Source organism: Moorena sp. SIO3A2 (assembly GCF_010672265.1).
In the GTDB taxonomy this organism is placed as follows: Bacteria; Cyanobacteriota; Cyanobacteriia; order Cyanobacteriales; family Coleofasciculaceae; genus Moorena; species Moorena producens.
Genome location: NZ_JAAHHC010000010.1, coordinates 91,790 through 110,551 on the forward strand (window position 1 = coordinate 91,790; position 18,762 = coordinate 110,551).

An 18,762-nucleotide genomic window follows, 5' to 3' on the forward strand; every position below is an offset into this window, starting at 1 on the left:
TTACTTGCTACTTGTTACTTGTTGATTGTTACTTGCTACTTGTTACTTGCTACTTGTTAATCAACAAAAACTAAAAAATTTAGAAAGATTTACCAATCAAGCTTAGTCTTGGTCCTTGACCGGAAAAACTGATGAAGGAATTGTCAACGCTAGCTGATAGAGTTGACGTCGGGGGAGTTGAGTTAGCTTAGCTAACTGACGACTCGCTTGGGATCGCGATACTCCCTGAGCCATAATCTCTGTCAATTGAGCTTCTAGTTCAGCTTTTGATAACATAGGCTTTTGTTGGGAAGCTCCACCAATTACTAGGGTAAACTCTCCCTTGGGTTCTAGCTGAGTAAAATGAGCGATCGCCTCCCCAATAGTTCCCCGCCAAAACTCCTCATGCAGTTTGGTTAATTCCCTAGCTAATACAATTCTACGATTTTCTCCCAAACAGTTTGCCAAATCTCGCAACGTATTAAGCACACGGTGAGGCCCTTCATACAAAATCAACGTTCTTGGTTCCCCCTTGAGAGAGTCTAAACGTTTTTTTCGACTTTGACCCTTGGTGGGTAAAAAGCCTTCAAACACAAATCGGTCTGTCGGTAGTCCCGCAGCACTTAATGCCGTAATTCCAGCAGTAGCACCTGGTATTGGCACTACCGATATCCCCTCCTCAATAACAGCCTTCACCAATTTATAGCCAGGGTCAGAAATGCCTGGCATCCCAGCATCCGTCACCAACGCAATGGTATTTCCTTGACCCAGGCGATTCAACAACTCGGGTAAACGCTGGTCGTGATTGTGTTCGTGGTAACTCACTTGCGGCGTTTTAATTTGAAAATGCTGCAATAGCTTCCCGGTATGGCGCGTATCTTCCGCAGCAATCAAATCCACCGATTGCAGAATTTCCACTGCCCGAAACGTCATATCCTGCAAATTACCAATTGGTGTTCCCACCACATAAAGCATTCCCACTTGTCTTCTTCGCCATCCCTTACGTCTTTGCGGTTAATCAACAAATCACGGGCTCCTACCCCAAAAGATGAAACAAGTCAGCCAGAATGGTATTCGAGAACAAAAACCCTTCCGGGTCAGTTAATCTCAACCCTCCCGCCACTGGTAACCTCTGACCATAGGTTAAATTAACCCTTTCGCCATTATCTCCCACAACCTCTACCCAGTTACAACCGTAGTATGGCAGCAAACCCATCCAAATCTGTTCCAGAATTTTTTCCCCAAACCTCTGAGCTAGCATAGATAGACTCAACCCCTCTGCCAAGCGTAGACCTAGCATTAGGGTTTCTAACAACACATCCTCTGAAGTCGTGGGTGAGCCATCCCAAACCCCACCCGCTTCTAGTAACTGTTCCACCCAAGCATCATACTCCCGCCTCGTGCGTGGTCTAGTGAACCGATATCCTTGAGTATAGCTAGCCGCACCCATGCCAAAACCGTAATAAGGGCGGTTTTCCCAATAGACCCGATTGTGACGGCATTGATGACCAGGCAAGGCATAGTTAGAAATTTCATAATGTTCGTACCCCACACTAGTAAACACCTGCTGTGCTAAGCGGTACATCATGACAGTGGTTTCATCAGTCGGTAACGGCTTAGTTCCAGAGGTGTACTGGCGGCCAAAGGCAGTCACAGGCTCAAGGACTAGGTCATAGCTGGAAATGTGGGTAGGGGCAATCTTGACCGTTATTTCCAGAGACTCCTGCCATTGTTCTAGGGTTTGAGCCGGTAGACCAGAGATTAAATCAAGACTAAATTCGGGAACCTCTACTTGATGGATCAGTTCGATAGCAGTGACTATATCTTTAGAGTCATGGGTACGGCCACAATTGCTCAATAATTTATCTTGAAATGCCTGAACCCCTAAGCTGACTCGATTGACCCCCAAATCTCGGTATCCCGTTAACTGATCCTTGTTGAAGGTTCCTGGATCCATCTCCATGGAAATCTCGGCATCAGCTGCAATTCCAAAGCGCCTGTCCAAGGTGTCGAGGATTTTGGCTAGTTGTTCAACTGTCAGCAGAGAGGGGGTTCCACCTCCAAAGAAAACTGTGTCTAAACTGCTTGTGGTCGGTGGAGTGATATTAATTTCCTGACATAACACCTCGACATACTGGTCAATCATGCTAGAGGTACTCTGTGTGGCCTTATCCCCTACCACAGAGACTGGAAAATCACAGTAATAGCATCGGCGTCGGCAAAAGGGAATATGAACATAGGCGGCACTGACTCTTAAAGAATCGCAATCTTTCTCAGAATTATGTAATAAATTGACCACGGGCTTTTTACGGTAATACTTCAATCAGGTAAGCCAATCCGACCGTTGGGATGAACAGTTATTAATTAAATAAATTTTTTATTAGTTTTGTGATCATCTTTTGGCTAACCTCAATCTCCTCCGGAGCGAGATTCCCCCCTTAAGAAGAGTCAACAGTAGGAAACCTGTAACTCCCTTGAGCAGATAACTCCAGCGAATATAATTGCCCAAGCTATCCCTCGGTTAGCCTAGGCAATTCAACGGTTTAATGAAGCTAAGTCGGATCAGAGAATACAGCGATATAAAGGATATACTAAATAGTGTTGTTGACTATCACGTTGACGACAGTTTATGCAATCGTTTAAAAAGTTTTCCTAAAAAAACAACTACAAAACCAATTGGAAAGGAAGAATGCTTGACTTCGTCATTATACTTTTATTTATCATAGCAGCAGCAAGCATAGGCTTCGACAGTGTGGAATTGCTACCCGGTCATGTGCAAGATCAAGTCAGCAATTTGACAGCGTTACGCTCGACTACTGCATGCTTTGGTGCCATTATCGGACTAGCACTAGGGTTAATGGCCCAAGTAAGTTACCGTCGGGTAGAAGCCCAAGTGCGAAAAATGCCAATGGAGGTGATTTTAACCAGGTCTATTGGTCTGATCCTGGGACTGCTGTTAGCTAATTTGATGCTAGCGCCGATTTTCTTACTCCCCATCCCCTCGGAATTTTCCTTCATCAAACCCCTGACTGCCATTTTAGGAAGTGTGATGTTTTCGTTCTTGGGGGTTAGTCTAGCCGATACCCATGGTCGCACCTTCTTGCAGCTGATCAATCCTAACAGCCTGGAATCAGTTTTAGTGGCAGAAGGCACCCTCAAATCAGCCTCAAGTAAAATTATAGATACTAGCAGTATCATTGATGGTCGGATCGAAGCACTGCTTGAGACGGGTTTTATCGAAGGTCAAATTCTGGTTTCCCAGTTTGTCTTACTAGAATTGCAGCAACTTGCCGATGCTGCCAATGATCAGAAGCGCACTCGGGGACGACGGGGCCTAGATATCCTAAATCGGATGCAAGCCGTTTATCCAGAACGCTTGGTGATTCATTCGGCTGATTACGATGACCTACAAACTGTAGATACCAAATTGGTACGTTTTGCCCAGGAAATTAATGGCACTCTTTTAACCAATGATTACAACTTGAGTAAAGTGGCTAACCTCCAAAAGGTGCCAGTGTTGAATGTCAATGATTTAGCCCAAGCCGTGCGTCCTCTGTATCTACCAGGTGACATCCTAGAGCTGAAAATCCTTAAGGGGGGTAAAGAACCTACCCAGGGAGTTGGTTATCTAGATGATGGCACAATGGTAGTGGTGGAAGAAGGGTATAAACACATGGGTGTTGAACTGCCAGTGATTGTTACCTCAGCGTTGCAGACTTCAGCAGGTAGGATGATTTTTGCTCGACCTAAAGCTTCGGTTACGGTTTGATATTGGTGTTTTATAGGTTGGCAGGTTGGCAGGTTGGCAGGTTGGCAGGTTGAAGGTTGCAGGTTACAGGTTGCAGGTTGGCAGGTTGAAGGTTGCAGGTTGTTTGCCCTTGGCGTCCCTTGTAGCTTACCTTACAGCTTGAATGTTATAAATCCAGGTTTGCTCTTCTTAAGCCTCTAATCCTCAACAACCGTCTCACCATCAACCGTCTCACCATCGACCGTCTAACCGTCAATCATCAACCGCCTAACCTTCAACCTCCTAACCTTCAACTGGCTAACCTTAAACCTCCTAACCAATGACTAATGCCATGCTTAGCCTATGCATGATTGTTAAAGATGAGGAAGAATCATTACCACAATGTTTGAGTAGTGTCAAGGATGTAGTGGATGAGATGGTCGTCCTAGACACAGGTTCAACGGATCGAACGATTGAGGTGGCGCAAAGCTATGGTGCTAGAGTTTATCAGTTTGAATGGTGTAATGATTTTGCAGCTGCTCGCAATCAGGCATTGAAGTATGTGCAAGGGGAATGGGTGCTGGTGTTGGATGCTGATGAAGTGTTGAAACCGGAAGTTGTACCGGAAATTAAGCAGGCAATCCAAAATAGTTCCTATCTAGTTATTAATCTAGTCCGGCAAGAAGTGGGTGCAACTCAATCTCCCTATTCTCTGGTGTCCCGTTTGTTTCGCTATCACCCAGAGATTCGCTTTTCTCGCCCCTATCATGCTATGGTGGATGATACTGTAGCGCAAATGTTACAACGAGAACCCCAATGGCAGGTGGTGTCTCTATCCCAGGTGGCAATCTTACACTACGGTTATAGCGATGATGCGATCGCATCACGGGATAAGTTGACTAGAGCGCTTACGGCGATGGAAGGCTATCTGGCTAGTCATCCGTTTGATGCTTATGTGTGTAGTAAACTCGGGGCGCTTTATATTCAAAATAATCAAGTAGACCAGGGTCTGGAGTTACTCAAGCGTGGTTTAACTGGCACTGAGCTAGAGCCAGCGGTATTATTTGAACTGCACTACCATCTGGGGAATGCTTATACTCGCCAAGGAGAGCTTAATTCAGGAGCAATACATTACCAACAAGCGATCCAACAACCGATTTTGCCCCAGTTGAAATTAGGAGCTTACAATAACTTGGGCAGTTTGTTGTTACAAGCAGGGGAGTTGAATCACGCCAAAACCGCCTATGAAATGGCAGTGAAGATAGACCCAAGTTTTGCCCTTGGACATAATAATCTGGGCATGACTTGGAAGGCTTTGGGTCAGATGGAAAATGCGATCGCATCCTATCAGCAAGCGATTCAACTCAACCCAGAGTATGGAGAGGCTTATCAAAACTTGGGAGTGGTTTGGCTTAAACTGGGCAAGGTTGATCAGAGTTTATCAGCCTTTAAAAAAGCGATCGCACTTCACGAAACCGATAACCCAGCTGAAGCTCAGCGTCTTCGTCAGGGACTTCAGGCTATGGGATTTCAGGTTTAATCTTATTAAGTATTAGGGAACAGGGAACAGCGGATCACCGGAACAGGGAACAGAGAACAGTAGAAAAGAAATACGAGATTTTTTTGGTGTTATGCCAGGGCTGTTTCATTATTTGGAATAAATTGTCAGGTCAATCGGGTGAAAGGGAGGTGGGGTGCTGGGGAGAGGGTTTTTTTAATAAAAATACCTTTTTATTAAAAAAAATTCCCCGACGGTGCTTCGCACCGCTATCTCCCGTTTCTCCCGTTTCTCCCCACCTCCTATCCAAAGGTGCGACCCGAAGGCGCGACCCTAGGCCGGGTTCCCCGGCCTAGGAGGCGCGGGCCTTGAGGGAATTTAATTCTGAATGCGGGAACGAAGTTACCGCATTCAGAGGGTCGCCTTTATGGGTTACTGGCTATAGGTAAAAGGGTTAAAACTTTTGTAATAAGGCCTCAGATGAAACCTTAGACAGGCTCGCCAATGAGCGTCGGCAGGCTATGCATAAAAGGGTTAAAACTCGTGGAATAAAGCGAGCCTGTCTTACGGTAACTTCAAACCACTCTTCAAGGTTTTGTCTCCGGAAAGCGCACCTATCACATTTTAGTCGGACCCAAGAAACAGCCCTGGGGTTAGGGGGGATTCCTGTTCCCTAAAATCCCAAAATTGTGTACCTCACCAAATTGAAAACCGCTATACAAGTAATCAAACCTATTGTGAATGAATCGATGCTGCTGACTTTGGCAGTGTTACGATCCCTGAAATCTGTGAAGATTCCCCGGATAACTGATGGTATCTAGTTTATGGGCGTTACCTAGCTAACTGTGATTCCCTAATTTTAACTAAAACTTGAACAAGTTTAGTCTTAACTTTACGAATACTTTAAATAAAAGTATTTTTCTTTAAAAAAAGAATTGATAAATTGATAAATAGTCAAGTCAAGCAAAATATAAAAATTTTCAGGGTAAAAAAATAAGACACCTTAAGGTATTTGAATTTTTCATGAATACTCCAACATTTAAACGTTGATTTAAAGGGGAATCTACGAAAACTTTATCGGTTTTACGAGTCTGAATTAGGGTGTATCAACTGGTGTATCAACTGGTGTATCAACTGGTGTATCAACTTATGATGCCTTGAGGTGAGCTTAGTCAAAATTTGTTTGTCTGCAATGACCTTCTTGTGTCAATAATTTAATCTACCAAAGACAAAATATGATGACTACTATTTTTGGATTTGAGACTGGCGACTTCATAAATTGGAACACTATCGGCGATGCCAGCATTGAGACAGCGGCATTTGGCAGTATCCCTTCTCAGGGAAAATTTCAGGCTTTAATTACTAATGATGTGGGTTCTGTAAGTGATAGCGAACTTGAAAACCTCTTGGGTTTGAACCCAGGCACTATAGATGGTTTTGGCAATGGGGATGCCAAAGAAGGATCCGCTCTCAAGCTAAAACCTATTACAGTCAACGCTGGAGATGTTTTGAGCTTCGACTTTAACTTCCTCACTGATGAGCTTACCCCTGACTCCACCTTCAAGGATTTTGCCTTTGTCTCCATCACCCCAAACGTTTTATTTAACCTCGCAGATACAAATAGTTCATTTCTCCTGTCTCCTACAGGATTTCGTCAGGAAACAGACTACAATACCTTTACCTACAAATTCCCAACTTCTGGTACTTATCTAGTAGGTATGGCAGTGGTGGATGTAGAAGATGAGTTATTGGAATCCGCCCTACTAGTGGATAACTTGAAAGTTGTGCCGAAAGATGAAGTAATTGTAGGCACAAGCAACGATGAAACTCTTTTCGGTACTGCTGATAATGACACAATCTACGGTCAAGGTGGTAATGACACAATCTTTGGCAGTGAGGGAGTAAACATTCTCTATGGTGGTGCTGGAGATGACCTGATTTTCGGCGGTTCCAACTCTGACAACATTTATGGCGGCACTGGTAATGACCGGATATTCTCCTCCGGAGGCAGTAACTCAGTTTATGGGGGTATCGGTAATGACTTCATAGACACTGGCACTGGTAATGATTTCGTTGTTGGTGGCTTTGGCAACGATACGATCAGGCTTGGGGGTGGTCAGGATATTGTTGTCCTAGAAGCACGCAAAGGAACTGATACTATCATTAACTTTGAGGCTGGTAAGATGTTCCTGGGTCTGTCTGGTGCCTTGACTTTTAGTAACTTGACGTTTAACCAAAGTGGTGGTGATGTGGAAATCTCTGCTAACAGTGAAGTCTTAGCAGTTGTGAATAATGCACAAGTTAGCACTATTGCCAGCGCTAGCAACTTTCTGACGATTTAGTTATCTGATTTAGCTTGATCTGTGAGTGTAACTCTGAGTCAACCTGTTTTTTCCCGACGGTTTCTAACTCAGCATTTACGCAATAACTATACTTTTAGGGGCGCACGTCGTACGCCCCTACTACTGATGCTAACTACATAAGGGCGTTTGAGGTCGAGTTTGGCGACAGTCGCTGTAACTCTGGTTTTTCTGTGAAAACTATCATAACCAGGTCTAGAATCTCAAGAGGTACACTGGGGGAATTGGTAGTTAAAGATTATGGTTTTGATTAGTAATCAGTTCCCTATGTCTACATTTTTATTAGAAGTCGGTACAGAAGAATTACCCGCAGATTTTGTGGATAGTGCGATCGCACAGTGGCAATCGAGAATTCCCCAAACCCTGGATGAGTACTTTCTTACTCCAGAAGGAATTGAGATTTACGGCACCCCTCGCCGCTTAGCAGTTATCATTAAAGGATTACCTCAAAAGCAACCCGACCGAGAAGAAGAGGTTAAAGGACCACCAGCTAAGGCAGCGTTTAAGGATGGCCAACCTACTAAAGCAGCGATTGGGTTTGCCCGTAAACAGGGGGTAGAGGTAGATAATCTATTCCTCAGAGATACGGCTAAAGGCGAATTTGTCTTTGTTCAGAAACAGATATCCGGTCGCCCCGCTACGGAAATTTTAACGGAACTGATTCCCCAATGGATATTTGGATTGGAAGGAAGACGGTTCATGCGCTGGGCCAATGGAGATTTAAAGTTTCCCCGTCCGATTCGCTGGCTAGTCACACTTTTGGATGATGTAGTGCTACCGGTAGAGTTAGATAATAATGCCGAGATTATAAAAAGCGATCGCATTTCCAGTGGTCATCGGATCTTGTCTCCCAAACCAGTAGAGATTCCCCAAGCAACAGATTATCAGTCCTATTTGCGCAATGCTTATGTAGAGGTCAACCCTGAAGCACGTCGCGAGACAATCAAATCACAAGTGGAATCAGCCGCTAAACAATTAGGTGGTTATACCCCTCTGTACCCTGAGTTATGGGAAGAAGTCACTAATTTAGTGGAATGGCCGACAGCAGTAGTAGGTAAATTTTCCTCAGAATTCTTGAATTTACCTCAAGAAGTGGTCACCACAGAGATGGTGTCTCATCAGCGCTACTTCCCAGTATTCAAAACCGAAGCGGCTACTGAACTTATCCCCTATTTTATTACTATTGGTAACGGTGACCCGGCTAAATCCGAAATTATTGCTACTGGGAACGAGCGGGTAATCCGAGCCAGGCTAGCCGATGGACAGTTTTTCTACAAAACCGATATCGACTCACCCTTGGAAAGCTATTTACCCCAACTGGAGAAGGTCACTTTTCAGAAAGATTTGGGTTCAGTACGCCAAAAGGTCGGTAGAATAGAAAAGATAGCGAGTCAAATTACTGACCAGTTACGTCAACACTCTCCTAATCTAATCTCACCAGAGGCGATTACTCAGATTCAAAGAGCGGCCTTACTGTGTAAAGCCGACTTGGTTACCCAGATGGTCTATGAATTTCCTGAATTACAAGGGGTAATGGGACAAAAGTATGCCGTTACTAGTGGGGAATCTGAGCAAGTCGCAACAGCAATTTTTGAGCATTATTTACCCAGAGGTGCAGGGGATGCTCTACCTCAAACCCTGACCGGGCAAGTGGTAGGATTAGCAGACAGGCTAGATACTTTAGTCAGTATCTTTGGTTTAGGCATGTTACCCACAGGCTCTTCTGACCCCTTTGCTCTACGTCGTGCGGCTAATGGTATTATCAACATTACCTGGGATGCCAACTTACCGATTAATCTCCAACAGTTGCTACAAGATATTGCTGCAGATTTTGTAGCTGCTTATCCAGACAAAAACTCACCAATAGAGTCATTACAAGAATTTTTCTTACAACGGATTCGGACTCTGCTCCAAGAAGAAAATAAAATTGACTATGATTTAGTGAATGCTGTGTTAGGAGAAGATGATCCCGAGTATCAAAACAGGGCATTAATTGATGTGTTAGATGTACGCGATCGCGCTTTGTTTCTTCAGTCTATCCGAGATAATGGTACGCTGGATAAAATCTATGAAACTGTCAACCGTTCAGCTCGTTTAGCTAAACAAGGGGATTTAGATACCAAAGAGTTACAACCAACAACAGTAGTGACTCCGGAATACTTCCAGAAATCTTGTGAGCAAGCATTTTATGATGCCCTAGTGGAATTAGTGCCGAAAATTAAAGCGTCTCAGGAAGAGCGAGATTATCAGAAATTAGTGGAAGCACTAGAACAGATTGCTCCTACAGTTAGCACTTTCTTTGATGGTGACCAGAGTGTGTTGGTGATGGATCCTGACCCCAATATTCGCAGTAATCGGTTGAATTTGTTGGGATTGTTGCGGAATCATGCTCGTGTGTTAGCAGATTTTGGAGCAATTGTCAAGAGTTAGGGTTTGGTTTGTCAGCAATTAGCTATCAGCTATCAGTAATCAGTAATCAGTAATCAGTAAGCAGTAAGCAGTAATCAGTAATCAGTAATCAGTAATTAGCTATCAGCTATCAGCTATAATAAATCAGTAATCAGCAATCAGCAATCAGCAATCAGTAATCAGTAATCAGCTAAAGGCCAAGGCCAACGGCTGACGGCTGATCGCTGACCGCTGACCGCTGATCGCTGACCGCTGACCGCTGACCACTGACCACTGACCACTGACCACTGACCACTGACCGCTGACCACTGACCGCTGACCGCTGACCGCTGACCGCTGACCGCTGATAACTTTGGGGGATTGATCGTAAAAGCTCTATCTGCGGTTCTACTAAAATTGTGGTCAAATTGAAACTGACCCACTATGGAACTAGCCTCAGAACTGCCATGGAGATTTTGGAAACCGTAACGTTTGATGATGCGATCGCATTCACCGAATCGATAATGACCAAAATGGTAACAGGGGAACTAACATCGCCAGAAATTACCGAAGCGATCGCATCCTTAGTCAAGAGCAAGAATGGTGCTAGAGGTTTCTTTGTCACCTACCTTACCAGTGACAGCACCTTAGCTGACAATCCCTCACCAGAGGTGATCACAGCCCTAGAGTCATCCCCCGAAATCGTAGCCGAACTGTTAGTCAAAAATTTAGCTATGTCAGCGGCAATGGCATTGAACCATCGCCGCAATGGCAAAGAAGACATGGCTCAAGGATCAGACCGAGTGCGATCGCGTAGTGCTAATCTCATTAAACAACTAAACATGCCAAGCCTGTTTGACATTGCCCAACAGTTAAGGCAAAGCGCCCTTACTGGAGTTGGCAACTACCAAGAATTTCTCAAGCGCTGGAAATACGATTCTGATCAAAAACAGGTCATTCATGAAGCTTTATCTGACATTCTTGACCAATAATCAAAGGGATGTTTCCAAAAATCAAAAACTGACTATAGCAATTAATAGGAAAATAGCAATTTAAAAAATGTTAATTGCTATTTCCTAATCTCATCATGTCTACTTTCTAATAGTATAGCACTACCCATTCAAATGTTTGACGCTGCATCGCTCCTAAACTCCAAAACGTAAGTAATCGCTTACTTTTGACTTCTGACTTCTGACTTTTGACTTTTGACTTTTGACTTTTGACTTCTGACTTCTGACTTCTGACTTTTGACTTCTGACTTCTGACTTCTGACTTCTGACTTCTGACTTCTGACTTCTGACTTCTGACTTGCGCGTAGCGCTATATCATGGCTAATGATCAAAATTCTTCACCTATCTGATATCCACATGGGTAGTGGTTTCTCCCATGGACGAATCAACCCTGCTACTGGAATCAATACACGTTTAGAAGATTTTGTCAATACCCTAGCTAAATGTATTGACCGAGCCATTACCGAACCTGTGGATTTAGTTCTTTTTGGCGGTGATGCCTTTCCCGATGCCACACCACCACCTTATGTTCAACAAGCTTTTGCTAATCAATTTCGCCGCTTAGTAGATGTAAACATTCCTACCGTTTTACTAGTAGGAAATCACGACCAACACTCCCAAGGACAAGGAGGTGCTAGCTTATGTATTTATCGCACCTTAGGCGTGCCTGGATTTGTAGTAGGGGATAGCATCGAAACTCATAAGATTCAAACCGACAATGGTCGAGTACAGGTGATTACTCTACCGTGGCTAACCAACTCCACCCTTCTCAGTCGCCCAGACACCGAAGGTCTAACCCTAGCCGAGGTTAACCAACTCCTGATCTCACGGCTTGAGCCAATCTTAGAAGCAGAAATTCGTCAACTAGACCCAAACCTGCCAACGGTCTTGTTAGGTCATTTAATGGCAGACCAAGCTAGATTTGGTGCAGAACGCTTCCTAGCCGTTGGTAAAGGTTTTACTATTCCGCTCTCGCTGCTGACTCGACCCTGCTTTGATTATGTAGCTTTAGGACACATCCACCAACACCAGAATCTCAACCACTCCAATGACCCGCCAGTCATTTACCCTGGCAGCATTGAGCGGGTCGATTTCAGTGAAGAGAAGGAAGACAAAGGTTATGTCATGATTGAGCTGTCCAAAGGTCATGTTCAGTGGGAATTTTGTCCCTTGTCAGTGCGTCCCTTCCGTACCATTGAGGTCAACCTTGCTGAAGCAGATGATCCCCAAAGTACTTTACTAAACGCTATTGGTAACGAAATTATTAAAAACGCTATAGTCCGGCTGATTTACAAGCTACGTTCTGAGCAGCTCGACCTAATTGACAATAGTGCCATACATGAATCCTTGAGGGCAGCCCACCACTATACCATTCGTCCAGAATTAGTCAGCCAGCTAGCCCGTCCCCGCTTGCCGGAACTTGGTATAGGTAACAGTATTGACCCCATAGATGCGTTATCGACATATCTAGAGAATCGGCAAGACCTCAGAGATATTGCTGCAGATATGCTAGAAGCTGCAGAATGCCTATTAGAGAAAAATCGTTGACACTCCCCGCCCTATAAGGACGGGGATTCTTCGCTCAACGACCCGACTTGCTGTTCCTGGCCGGAACCAAGAACAGTAGAGGCCAGATCTCCCGAAGCGTTCTGATCTATGATCCAGGTTCCGGTGTGCCCCACCGTACCCAAGGCTCTTTTTAGGATATTGATTGCGGCGTTGTGGTCACGGTCTAATTCACAACCGCATTCACAGACGTGAGTTCTAGTTGATAGTGACTTCTTGACCACTTCGCCACATTCTGAGCAATTCTGGCTTGTATAGGCAGGATTGACTGGAACAGTGACTCTGCCAAACTTTTCGCCAAAGTGCTCTAACCATTTTCTAAATTGATACCAACCAGCATCATTAATAGACTTAGCAAGGCAATGGTTTTTAACCAAATTCTTGACTCTTAAATCTTCATAGGCAACCAGGTCGTTAGACCGGATTACGCAACGCGCCGGAGACGAAACCTTAGATAGTGGAGCCTTTATGGGTGTTCGGCTTTGCATAAAAGGGTTAAATCTTTTGTAATAAGGCTCCACTATCTTACGGTAACTTCTAACCAGTCTCTTGGCATGTTCTTCACGCTGCCTACTTATTTTAAGGTGTTGTCTGCCTAATCTATTAATGGCTTTCTTACGGTTAGATGAGCCTTTATTTTTCCGAGATACTCGGCGTTGATAAAATTTTAGACGCTTCTCTCCTGCCCTATAGAAGCGAGGATGAGGTTCAGTGTTTCCCCTAGAATCGGTATAGAACTCTTTTAGTCCTACATCTAAGCCTAGAGTGGTATCAGCTGGGTCTAATTGCTCTTTTACATCAACAGAGACGCAAAACTGAACGTAGTACCCATCAGCCCTTGTGACAATGCGAACCCGTTTGATCAATTTTTTATCGAAGCGCCACAAGTCCCAGGTACCCTTGAGTTTCAGCTTTCCTATTCCTTTCTTGTCACTGAAAGTGATTGACTTTTTATCAGGGGAAAGTTTCCATCCTGATTGTTTGTACTCAACAGATCTACAGTGTTTTTGAAAACGGGGAAAACCTTTCTTTCCTGGTACTTTTTTCTTGCAATTGTCATAGAAGCGAGTAATTGATGACCAGGCTCTCTCAGCCGCAGCCTGTCGAGCCGTTGAATTCAGTTCATTGGCAAAGGGAAACTCTTTGGCAAGTATTTTACTATACTTGCTGAGGTCATATTTTCCTGTGCCCTTATTATCCATCCACAGACGAATACAACTATTTCGGATAAACTTTACTGTCCGAATTGCTTCGTCAATAGCTTGATATTGGCACGATTTTCCGTAGGCTTTGAATTCAATTATGATCATCATAAATCGACCTCTTATGTATACAATTACGCTAACACATATAGCGTAATTATACAACTATGATTCAATATCTTTTCAAGGCGAATAAACTCGCTAAGCACTTTCATCCCGGAGACGAAACCTTAGAATAAGGAAGCCTTAATCATAAAGTTTTCACCCTTTACTCATAGCCGACCAACCATAAAGGCTTCCTTATTCTTGCGGTAACTTCTGACCGGCTCTAAAGAGACGGAGCTTTCAGTGTTGGGATTCCTAGTAATTGGTAATTAGCGACTAGCAGGAAAACTGCCACCAGCGATGCAGCGCGGTCTTGGGGAGGCAGTGCGGTCTTGGGGGTTTCCCCCATGAGCAACTGCCGTGGTCTCCCCCATGAGCGACTGCCGTGGTTTCCCCCACTCGCGCTTTGCATCAAGAAATGAAGTGAACATCACTGAAGGTTTCGATCCACAAACGAGCGCCACAATCGAGTGGGTGATCTGGCTGATAGACAATCCGACATGGGCCGAGGATTTCTACTTGGTTGCCGTATAGATTGTTGCCACTTCGTTTTACTGAAATCACTGGCTTCCGGTCTTTGGGACTTTTGTGCATATTCGAGCCAATGTGATTGCGGTTGACATTGATCTTAGCTAGAGCCGGAGGACGATTTTTAAGCCACTTACCCTTTGGGCCACGTCTGCCTTTGGTAATTTGAGGCAGATAGTTAAACAGGGGAATAATCCAGAATTTACCGCTTTTATAAGCACCTCTGACCCGGCCAGAGCTTAGGAGTTGTCGCAATCGTCTAGAAGAAATTCCTAACAGAGATGCCGCTTCAGTAGTACCAACGCACTTGTTCATCAGTTGACTCCTTAAACTATTCCGATAAAACTAGTATAACAGAAAAATTTGTGAAACGTGGAATCATCGGGTGCTATTAATTAATGCATTAAACTTCAGCACTCAGAAGATTCCCTGAATAACATTGAGTGTAATTAGGGCTATCATTAGACAAATCAGGTCAGTTGGAATGATTGGTTGGGACTTCTGGAATAGCTAAAAATGGCAATCAGTGCTACTGTAGGATGCCATACTGTTGCGCTAGTTATCCTACATGGTTGAATCAATACCTAAGCAAAACTACCGTGAAGATCCAGGGTCAGCCATCGTAGGCTTCACAGGTCAACAGTGTCAGCAACAGCTGCTTGACAAAACCTGAGTAGACATCTGTTCTAACTCCTGATTAACCTGATGGTTTGTGCAGCATAACTGGTAACGCTCCTAACACCTGATGCAATGACAGCACTGCCCATTCCCCACCAACCCTCAAGTTCAACGAATAGCACCAGCTCCTATGCTGCTGCTAAGAAAAACCCTGTGTCCACCCTCAAAGAACTGGTGGCACGTCTTTATCGAGAACAGCACAAGGTTCAAGATTTGTTAAGTTCATTGGGGTTTGCCTTACGCAGCTTCAACAATCTCAATCAGTTTTTAGAGTTAATTCCTCTAATGGCAGCACGGGTGAGTGATGCCGATGGGGGAGCTTTAATCTTGTTCAATCGAGATGGTCAGGTACAACGATCTGACCTACACTACCAGAACCCTCAGGTGGTTCAGACTATTCGTAAAGCGATAGAAAAGACCACCCACCAAGTGACAAGTCCTAATGGCCAAGGGGGGAATGATCAGCACACACCAACCTCTTTGAAACTGGTTCAGGCATCCTTTGATAAACTCTTGAGGGATTATCTTGAACCCAATATCAAACTGTTTAGTCTTCCGATTCTGGTTAAAAATGTTGAACAAGGACATTTGTATATCTTTAGCCATGACCCACAATATAACTGGACAGCAACACGACAGAAGTTGGTAAGGTTAGTGGCTGACCAAACTGCAGTAGCGATCGCTAATGATGAACTGAAAGTTGAGCTACGCCATAAAGAACGCTTAGATCGAGAGTTAGAAATTGGTGCCGATATCCAAATCCGCCTACTACCGCGCCAATGCCCTGAAATTGAAGGGGTGGAATTAGCGGCTTTCTGTAAAACCGCTAACCGTGTCGGAGGTGACTACTACGATTTCATTCCCACCAACTACGACCAGCTCGGACCGAAAAACTCCGGGGATGGTCATCTCACTGATGACCACAGTGCTTATTTACCTTGGAGCATTGTGATTGGTGATGTGATGGGAAAAGGGGTTCCGGCTGGGTTGATTATGACTATGACCAGGGGAATGCTGCGAGCAGAAGTACTAAACGGTCACTCCCCTGCACGCATTCTCGAACACCTGAACCGGGTTATGTATCCTGACTTGGAAAATTCCCATCGGTTCGTCACCCTGTTTTATTCTGAGTACGACCCCAAAACCAAGATTTTGTCCTATAGTAATGCCGCTCACAATCCCCCCTTGTTGTGGCAGGCATCAACCGGTTCTATCAAACCCTTGGATACCGCAGGAGGGATGCTGATTGGTTTAGAAATTGATTCTCAATACGAAGACTCTCAAGTGCAGCTCGATTCAGGGGACACCATTATTTACTACACTGATGGGGTGACCGAGGCAGCGAATCTCAATGGCAATCGCTTTGATGAGGAAAATCTAACCCAAAGCTTCCAGTGGGCCTGTGAACATAGTTATAGTGCTCAGGAAATTTTAGATTACCTATTTCAGCAAGTCCAGCAGTTTACTGGTACAACAACTAACGGAGATGATATGACACTGGTCGTAATGCAGGTAAAATCAAGGCTTGACTAATAGATTTAACGTATAGGAAAGCATAGCAATGGTGATTGTAGGCATACAAACAGTAATAGTTCCGTTAGATAGCATTAGCGATTGGACTGATGTCTTGGGATGGCTGAACTCTCAGTTACCCATCGATGGGCTAGTTTTGGCTCAAACTATTGAAGATCCAGATGTACTTGGTCAAATCAAGACGGCCTGGCAAAACTTTATTGATTCTGGTCAGGCTGCAGCGCTGGTGATTGGCTTAGTTGTTGGTTACTTATTCAGAAATCTAACTTCGTTTAACTAAATCGTCAGCTGTCAGCCGTCAGCTGTCAGCCGTCAGCTTAAGATACATCTTCCGTAGCCTGTGCGGTTCGCTTAGTCTACACCTATGCCCATTGCACAATGCCCAAACGGTAAAATTTAATAGTTCCAAATTTTATAGAATTGAAAGTCTGGGGATTTGCCCTTCTTAGCTTATGCTCTACGCGCCTAAGCTGATAGCTGATAGCTGATAGCTGATAGCTGATAGCTGATAGCTGAATGCTTATACTAAATCTAACTTCGTTTAACGAGTCTTTTGTGCTTTATCTTTTGTCCTTTATCTTGTTTCCAAAACTGTGACTGAGCAAAAAACCTGGAGTCAGAGATTTGAATCAGCGTTACATCCAGCAATTGCTTGCTTCAATGCCAGTATCGGCTTTGACATAGAACTGATTGAGTATGACATTACTGGTTCTGTGGCTCATGTCAAGATGCTTGCCCATACTGGCATTATTTCTGAGTCGGAAGCTCAGCAGCTAGTAGCTGGCTTAGAACAAATCCGTTCAGAATACCACCAAGGAAAATTTAACCCTGGTGTTGATGCTGAAGATGTACACTTAGCTGTAGAATGCCGCCTAACTGAACTTGTGGGTGATGTTGGCAAGAAGCTACATACAGGGCGATCGCGTAATGACCAAGTTGGTACGGATACCCGACTCTACCTCCGGGAGCAGATTGATCAGATTCGTAGCCAGTTACGTAACTTCCAACAGGTCTTGCTCAATCTGGCCAAAGCTCATGTTGAAACCCTGATTCCTGGCTATACTCACCTGCAACGGGCTCAGCCAGTCAGTTTAGCCCATCACCTGTTAGCTTACGTAGAAATGCTAGAGCGGGACTGGCAGCGTTTAGGGGAAATCCGACGACGGGTGAATATCTCACCCCTGGGTTGTGGAGCCTTAGCAGGGACAACCTTCCCCATTGACCGACATCATACCGCCAAAACCTTGCATTTTGAAGGAATTTATGGTAATAGCCTCGATGGAGTAAGCGATCGCGACTTTGCCATTGAATTCCTCTGTGCTGCCAGTTTGATCATGGTACATCTGAGCCGATTGTCAGAGGAAATCATTCTCTGGGCATCTCAGGAATTTGGCTTTGTTACTCTCATCGATAGTTGTGCTACTGGTTCGAGCATCATGCCCCAAAAGAAAAATCCTGATGTTCCGGAACTGGTACGAGGTAAGACTGGTCGTGTCTTTGGTCATCTGCAAGGGTTGTTGGTATTGATGAAAGGGCTACCTTTGGCTTACAACAAAGACCTGCAAGAAGACAAAGAAGCACTGTTTGATAGCGTTAACACTATCAAAGCCTGTCTCGAAGCCATGACCATTCTCTGGCAGGAAGGGTTAGAATTTCGTACCGAACGTTTGGCATCAGCAGTTACTGAAGATTTCTCTAACGCTACCGATGTCGCTGACTATTTAGCCTCAAAAGGAGTTCCGTTTCGGGAAGCCTACAATCTGGTGGGTAAGGTGGTCAGAAGTTGTTTGGCATCCGGGAAGTTACTGAAGGATTTGAGCCTCGAACACTGGCAAACTTTGCACCCAGCCTTTGAGGAGGATATTTATCAAGCCATTGCCCCTACTCAAGTAGTAGCTCGTCGGAATAGTTATGGTGGCACTGGTTTTGACCAGGTTAGGCGAGGGATTCAGGATGCATGCGATCGCTTAAATTCCAATCATGATTGATCGCTAATTTATCGTAAGCATATGCGCTACGCGCACTCTACGCGAACAGCTATCAGCTGTCAGCCGTCAGCTATCATGCAGACGTAACTCAGATTAAACAAATGCTTACCTGTTTTATTCAAAAGCACCATCTGTAGCCCATAAGCACCTCACCTCAAGTAGCGTGCGCGTAGCGCATAAGCTGATAGCAGCATCTGTAG

General features: G+C 44.5%; 15 protein-coding genes and 1 pseudogene. 9 read left to right on the forward strand and 7 right to left on the reverse strand.

What is annotated here, in order from left to right; genetic code table 11:
- Positions 1–102: 102 nt before the first annotated feature.
- Positions 103–954 (reverse strand): 16S rRNA (cytidine(1402)-2'-O)-methyltransferase, encoded by an 852-nt coding sequence (gene rsmI / locus F6K64_RS13595; protein ID WP_008187868.1) that lies wholly within the window; start codon positions 952–954, stop codon positions 103–105.
- A gap of 61 nt (positions 955–1,015) precedes the next feature.
- The gene (gene hemW, locus F6K64_RS13600; protein WP_044494242.1) at positions 1,016–2,278 is read right to left on the reverse strand and encodes a radical SAM family heme chaperone HemW; all 1,263 of its coding nucleotides are present in this window, start codon (positions 2,276–2,278) and stop codon (positions 1,016–1,018) included.
- 390 nt (positions 2,279–2,668) lie between these two features.
- On the opposite strand from hemW, the gene F6K64_RS13605 reads away from it, so the two are divergent.
- The 4 genes from F6K64_RS13605 to glyS all read left to right on the forward strand — a co-directional run bounded on the left by F6K64_RS13605 (position 2,669) and on the right by glyS (position 9,994).
- Positions 2,669–3,748, forward strand: coding sequence for a PIN/TRAM domain-containing protein (locus F6K64_RS13605; protein ID WP_044494244.1), 1,080 nt, complete (start codon positions 2,669–2,671; stop codon positions 3,746–3,748).
- A gap of 325 nt (positions 3,749–4,073) precedes the next feature.
- Entirely contained in the window at positions 4,074–5,246 is a 1,173-nt protein-coding gene (locus tag F6K64_RS13610) for a tetratricopeptide repeat protein (protein ID WP_008187875.1), read from the forward strand.
- 1,196 nt (positions 5,247–6,442) lie between these two features.
- Positions 6,443–7,546, forward strand: coding sequence for a calcium-binding protein (locus F6K64_RS13615; RefSeq protein WP_008187879.1), 1,104 nt, complete (start codon positions 6,443–6,445; stop codon positions 7,544–7,546).
- A 285-nt stretch (positions 7,547–7,831) separates the two neighbouring features.
- Positions 7,832–9,994, forward strand: a complete 2,163-nt coding sequence (gene glyS, locus F6K64_RS13620) for a glycine--tRNA ligase subunit beta (RefSeq protein ID WP_044494267.1) — start codon at positions 7,832–7,834, stop codon at positions 9,992–9,994.
- A 165-nt stretch (positions 9,995–10,159) separates the two neighbouring features.
- Here glyS and F6K64_RS38220 read toward each other — a convergent pair whose 3' ends face one another.
- Positions 10,160–10,282, reverse strand: a complete 123-nt coding sequence (locus F6K64_RS38220; RefSeq protein WP_353737184.1) for a hypothetical protein — start codon at positions 10,280–10,282, stop codon at positions 10,160–10,162.
- Positions 10,243–10,395: pseudogene (locus tag F6K64_RS38225) on the reverse strand (hypothetical protein); the annotation flags it as partial. The gene F6K64_RS38220 and the pseudogene F6K64_RS38225, both read right to left, overlap by 40 nt.
- On the opposite strand from F6K64_RS38225, the gene F6K64_RS13630 reads away from it, so the two are divergent.
- Complete coding sequence (locus F6K64_RS13630; RefSeq protein WP_324616702.1) at positions 10,381–10,944, forward strand: sll1618 family protein; 564 nt, start codon at positions 10,381–10,383, stop codon at positions 10,942–10,944. The pseudogene F6K64_RS38225 and the gene F6K64_RS13630 overlap by 15 nt on opposite strands.
- Positions 10,945–11,123: 179 nt before the next feature.
- Here F6K64_RS13630 and F6K64_RS13635 read toward each other — a convergent pair whose 3' ends face one another.
- Positions 11,124–11,294 carry a hypothetical protein gene (locus F6K64_RS13635; RefSeq protein ID WP_044494246.1) on the reverse strand — a complete coding sequence of 57 codons (171 nt, stop codon included), beginning with the start codon at positions 11,292–11,294 and terminating at the stop codon, positions 11,124–11,126.
- Here F6K64_RS13635 and sbcD point away from each other — a divergent pair.
- Positions 11,287–12,510 (forward strand): exonuclease subunit SbcD, encoded by a 1,224-nt coding sequence (gene sbcD, locus F6K64_RS13640; protein ID WP_008187888.1) that lies wholly within the window; start codon positions 11,287–11,289, stop codon positions 12,508–12,510. The two genes, F6K64_RS13635 and sbcD, sit on opposite strands and share 8 nt — an antisense overlap.
- 11 nt (positions 12,511–12,521) lie before the next feature.
- On the opposite strand, the gene F6K64_RS13645 is transcribed toward sbcD, so the two are convergent.
- Both F6K64_RS13645 and F6K64_RS13650 read right to left on the reverse strand, forming a co-directional pair.
- Positions 12,522–13,838: an RNA-guided endonuclease InsQ/TnpB family protein gene (locus tag F6K64_RS13645; RefSeq protein WP_044494271.1), complete on the reverse strand. Its 1,317-nt coding sequence runs from the start codon at positions 13,836–13,838 to the stop codon at positions 12,522–12,524.
- A 408-nt stretch (positions 13,839–14,246) separates the two neighbouring features.
- Entirely contained in the window at positions 14,247–14,678 is a 432-nt protein-coding gene (locus F6K64_RS13650; protein ID WP_008187894.1) for a helix-turn-helix domain-containing protein, read from the reverse strand.
- Positions 14,679–15,113: 435 nt separating this feature from the next.
- Here F6K64_RS13650 and F6K64_RS13655 point away from each other — a divergent pair, with 435 nt between their 5' ends.
- From F6K64_RS13655 to argH, 3 genes are all read left to right on the forward strand, one after another.
- Positions 15,114–16,574 carry a GAF domain-containing SpoIIE family protein phosphatase gene (locus F6K64_RS13655; RefSeq protein ID WP_287251918.1) on the forward strand — a complete coding sequence of 487 codons (1,461 nt, stop codon included), beginning with the start codon at positions 15,114–15,116 and terminating at the stop codon, positions 16,572–16,574.
- A gap of 28 nt (positions 16,575–16,602) precedes the next feature.
- The gene (locus F6K64_RS13660; RefSeq protein ID WP_287251917.1) at positions 16,603–16,854 is read left to right on the forward strand and encodes a hypothetical protein; all 252 of its coding nucleotides are present in this window, start codon (positions 16,603–16,605) and stop codon (positions 16,852–16,854) included.
- Between the two features lie 313 nt (positions 16,855–17,167).
- Positions 17,168–18,562: an argininosuccinate lyase gene (gene argH, locus F6K64_RS13665; protein WP_287251915.1), complete on the forward strand. Its 1,395-nt coding sequence runs from the start codon at positions 17,168–17,170 to the stop codon at positions 18,560–18,562.
- Positions 18,563–18,762: the final 200 nt, after the last annotated feature.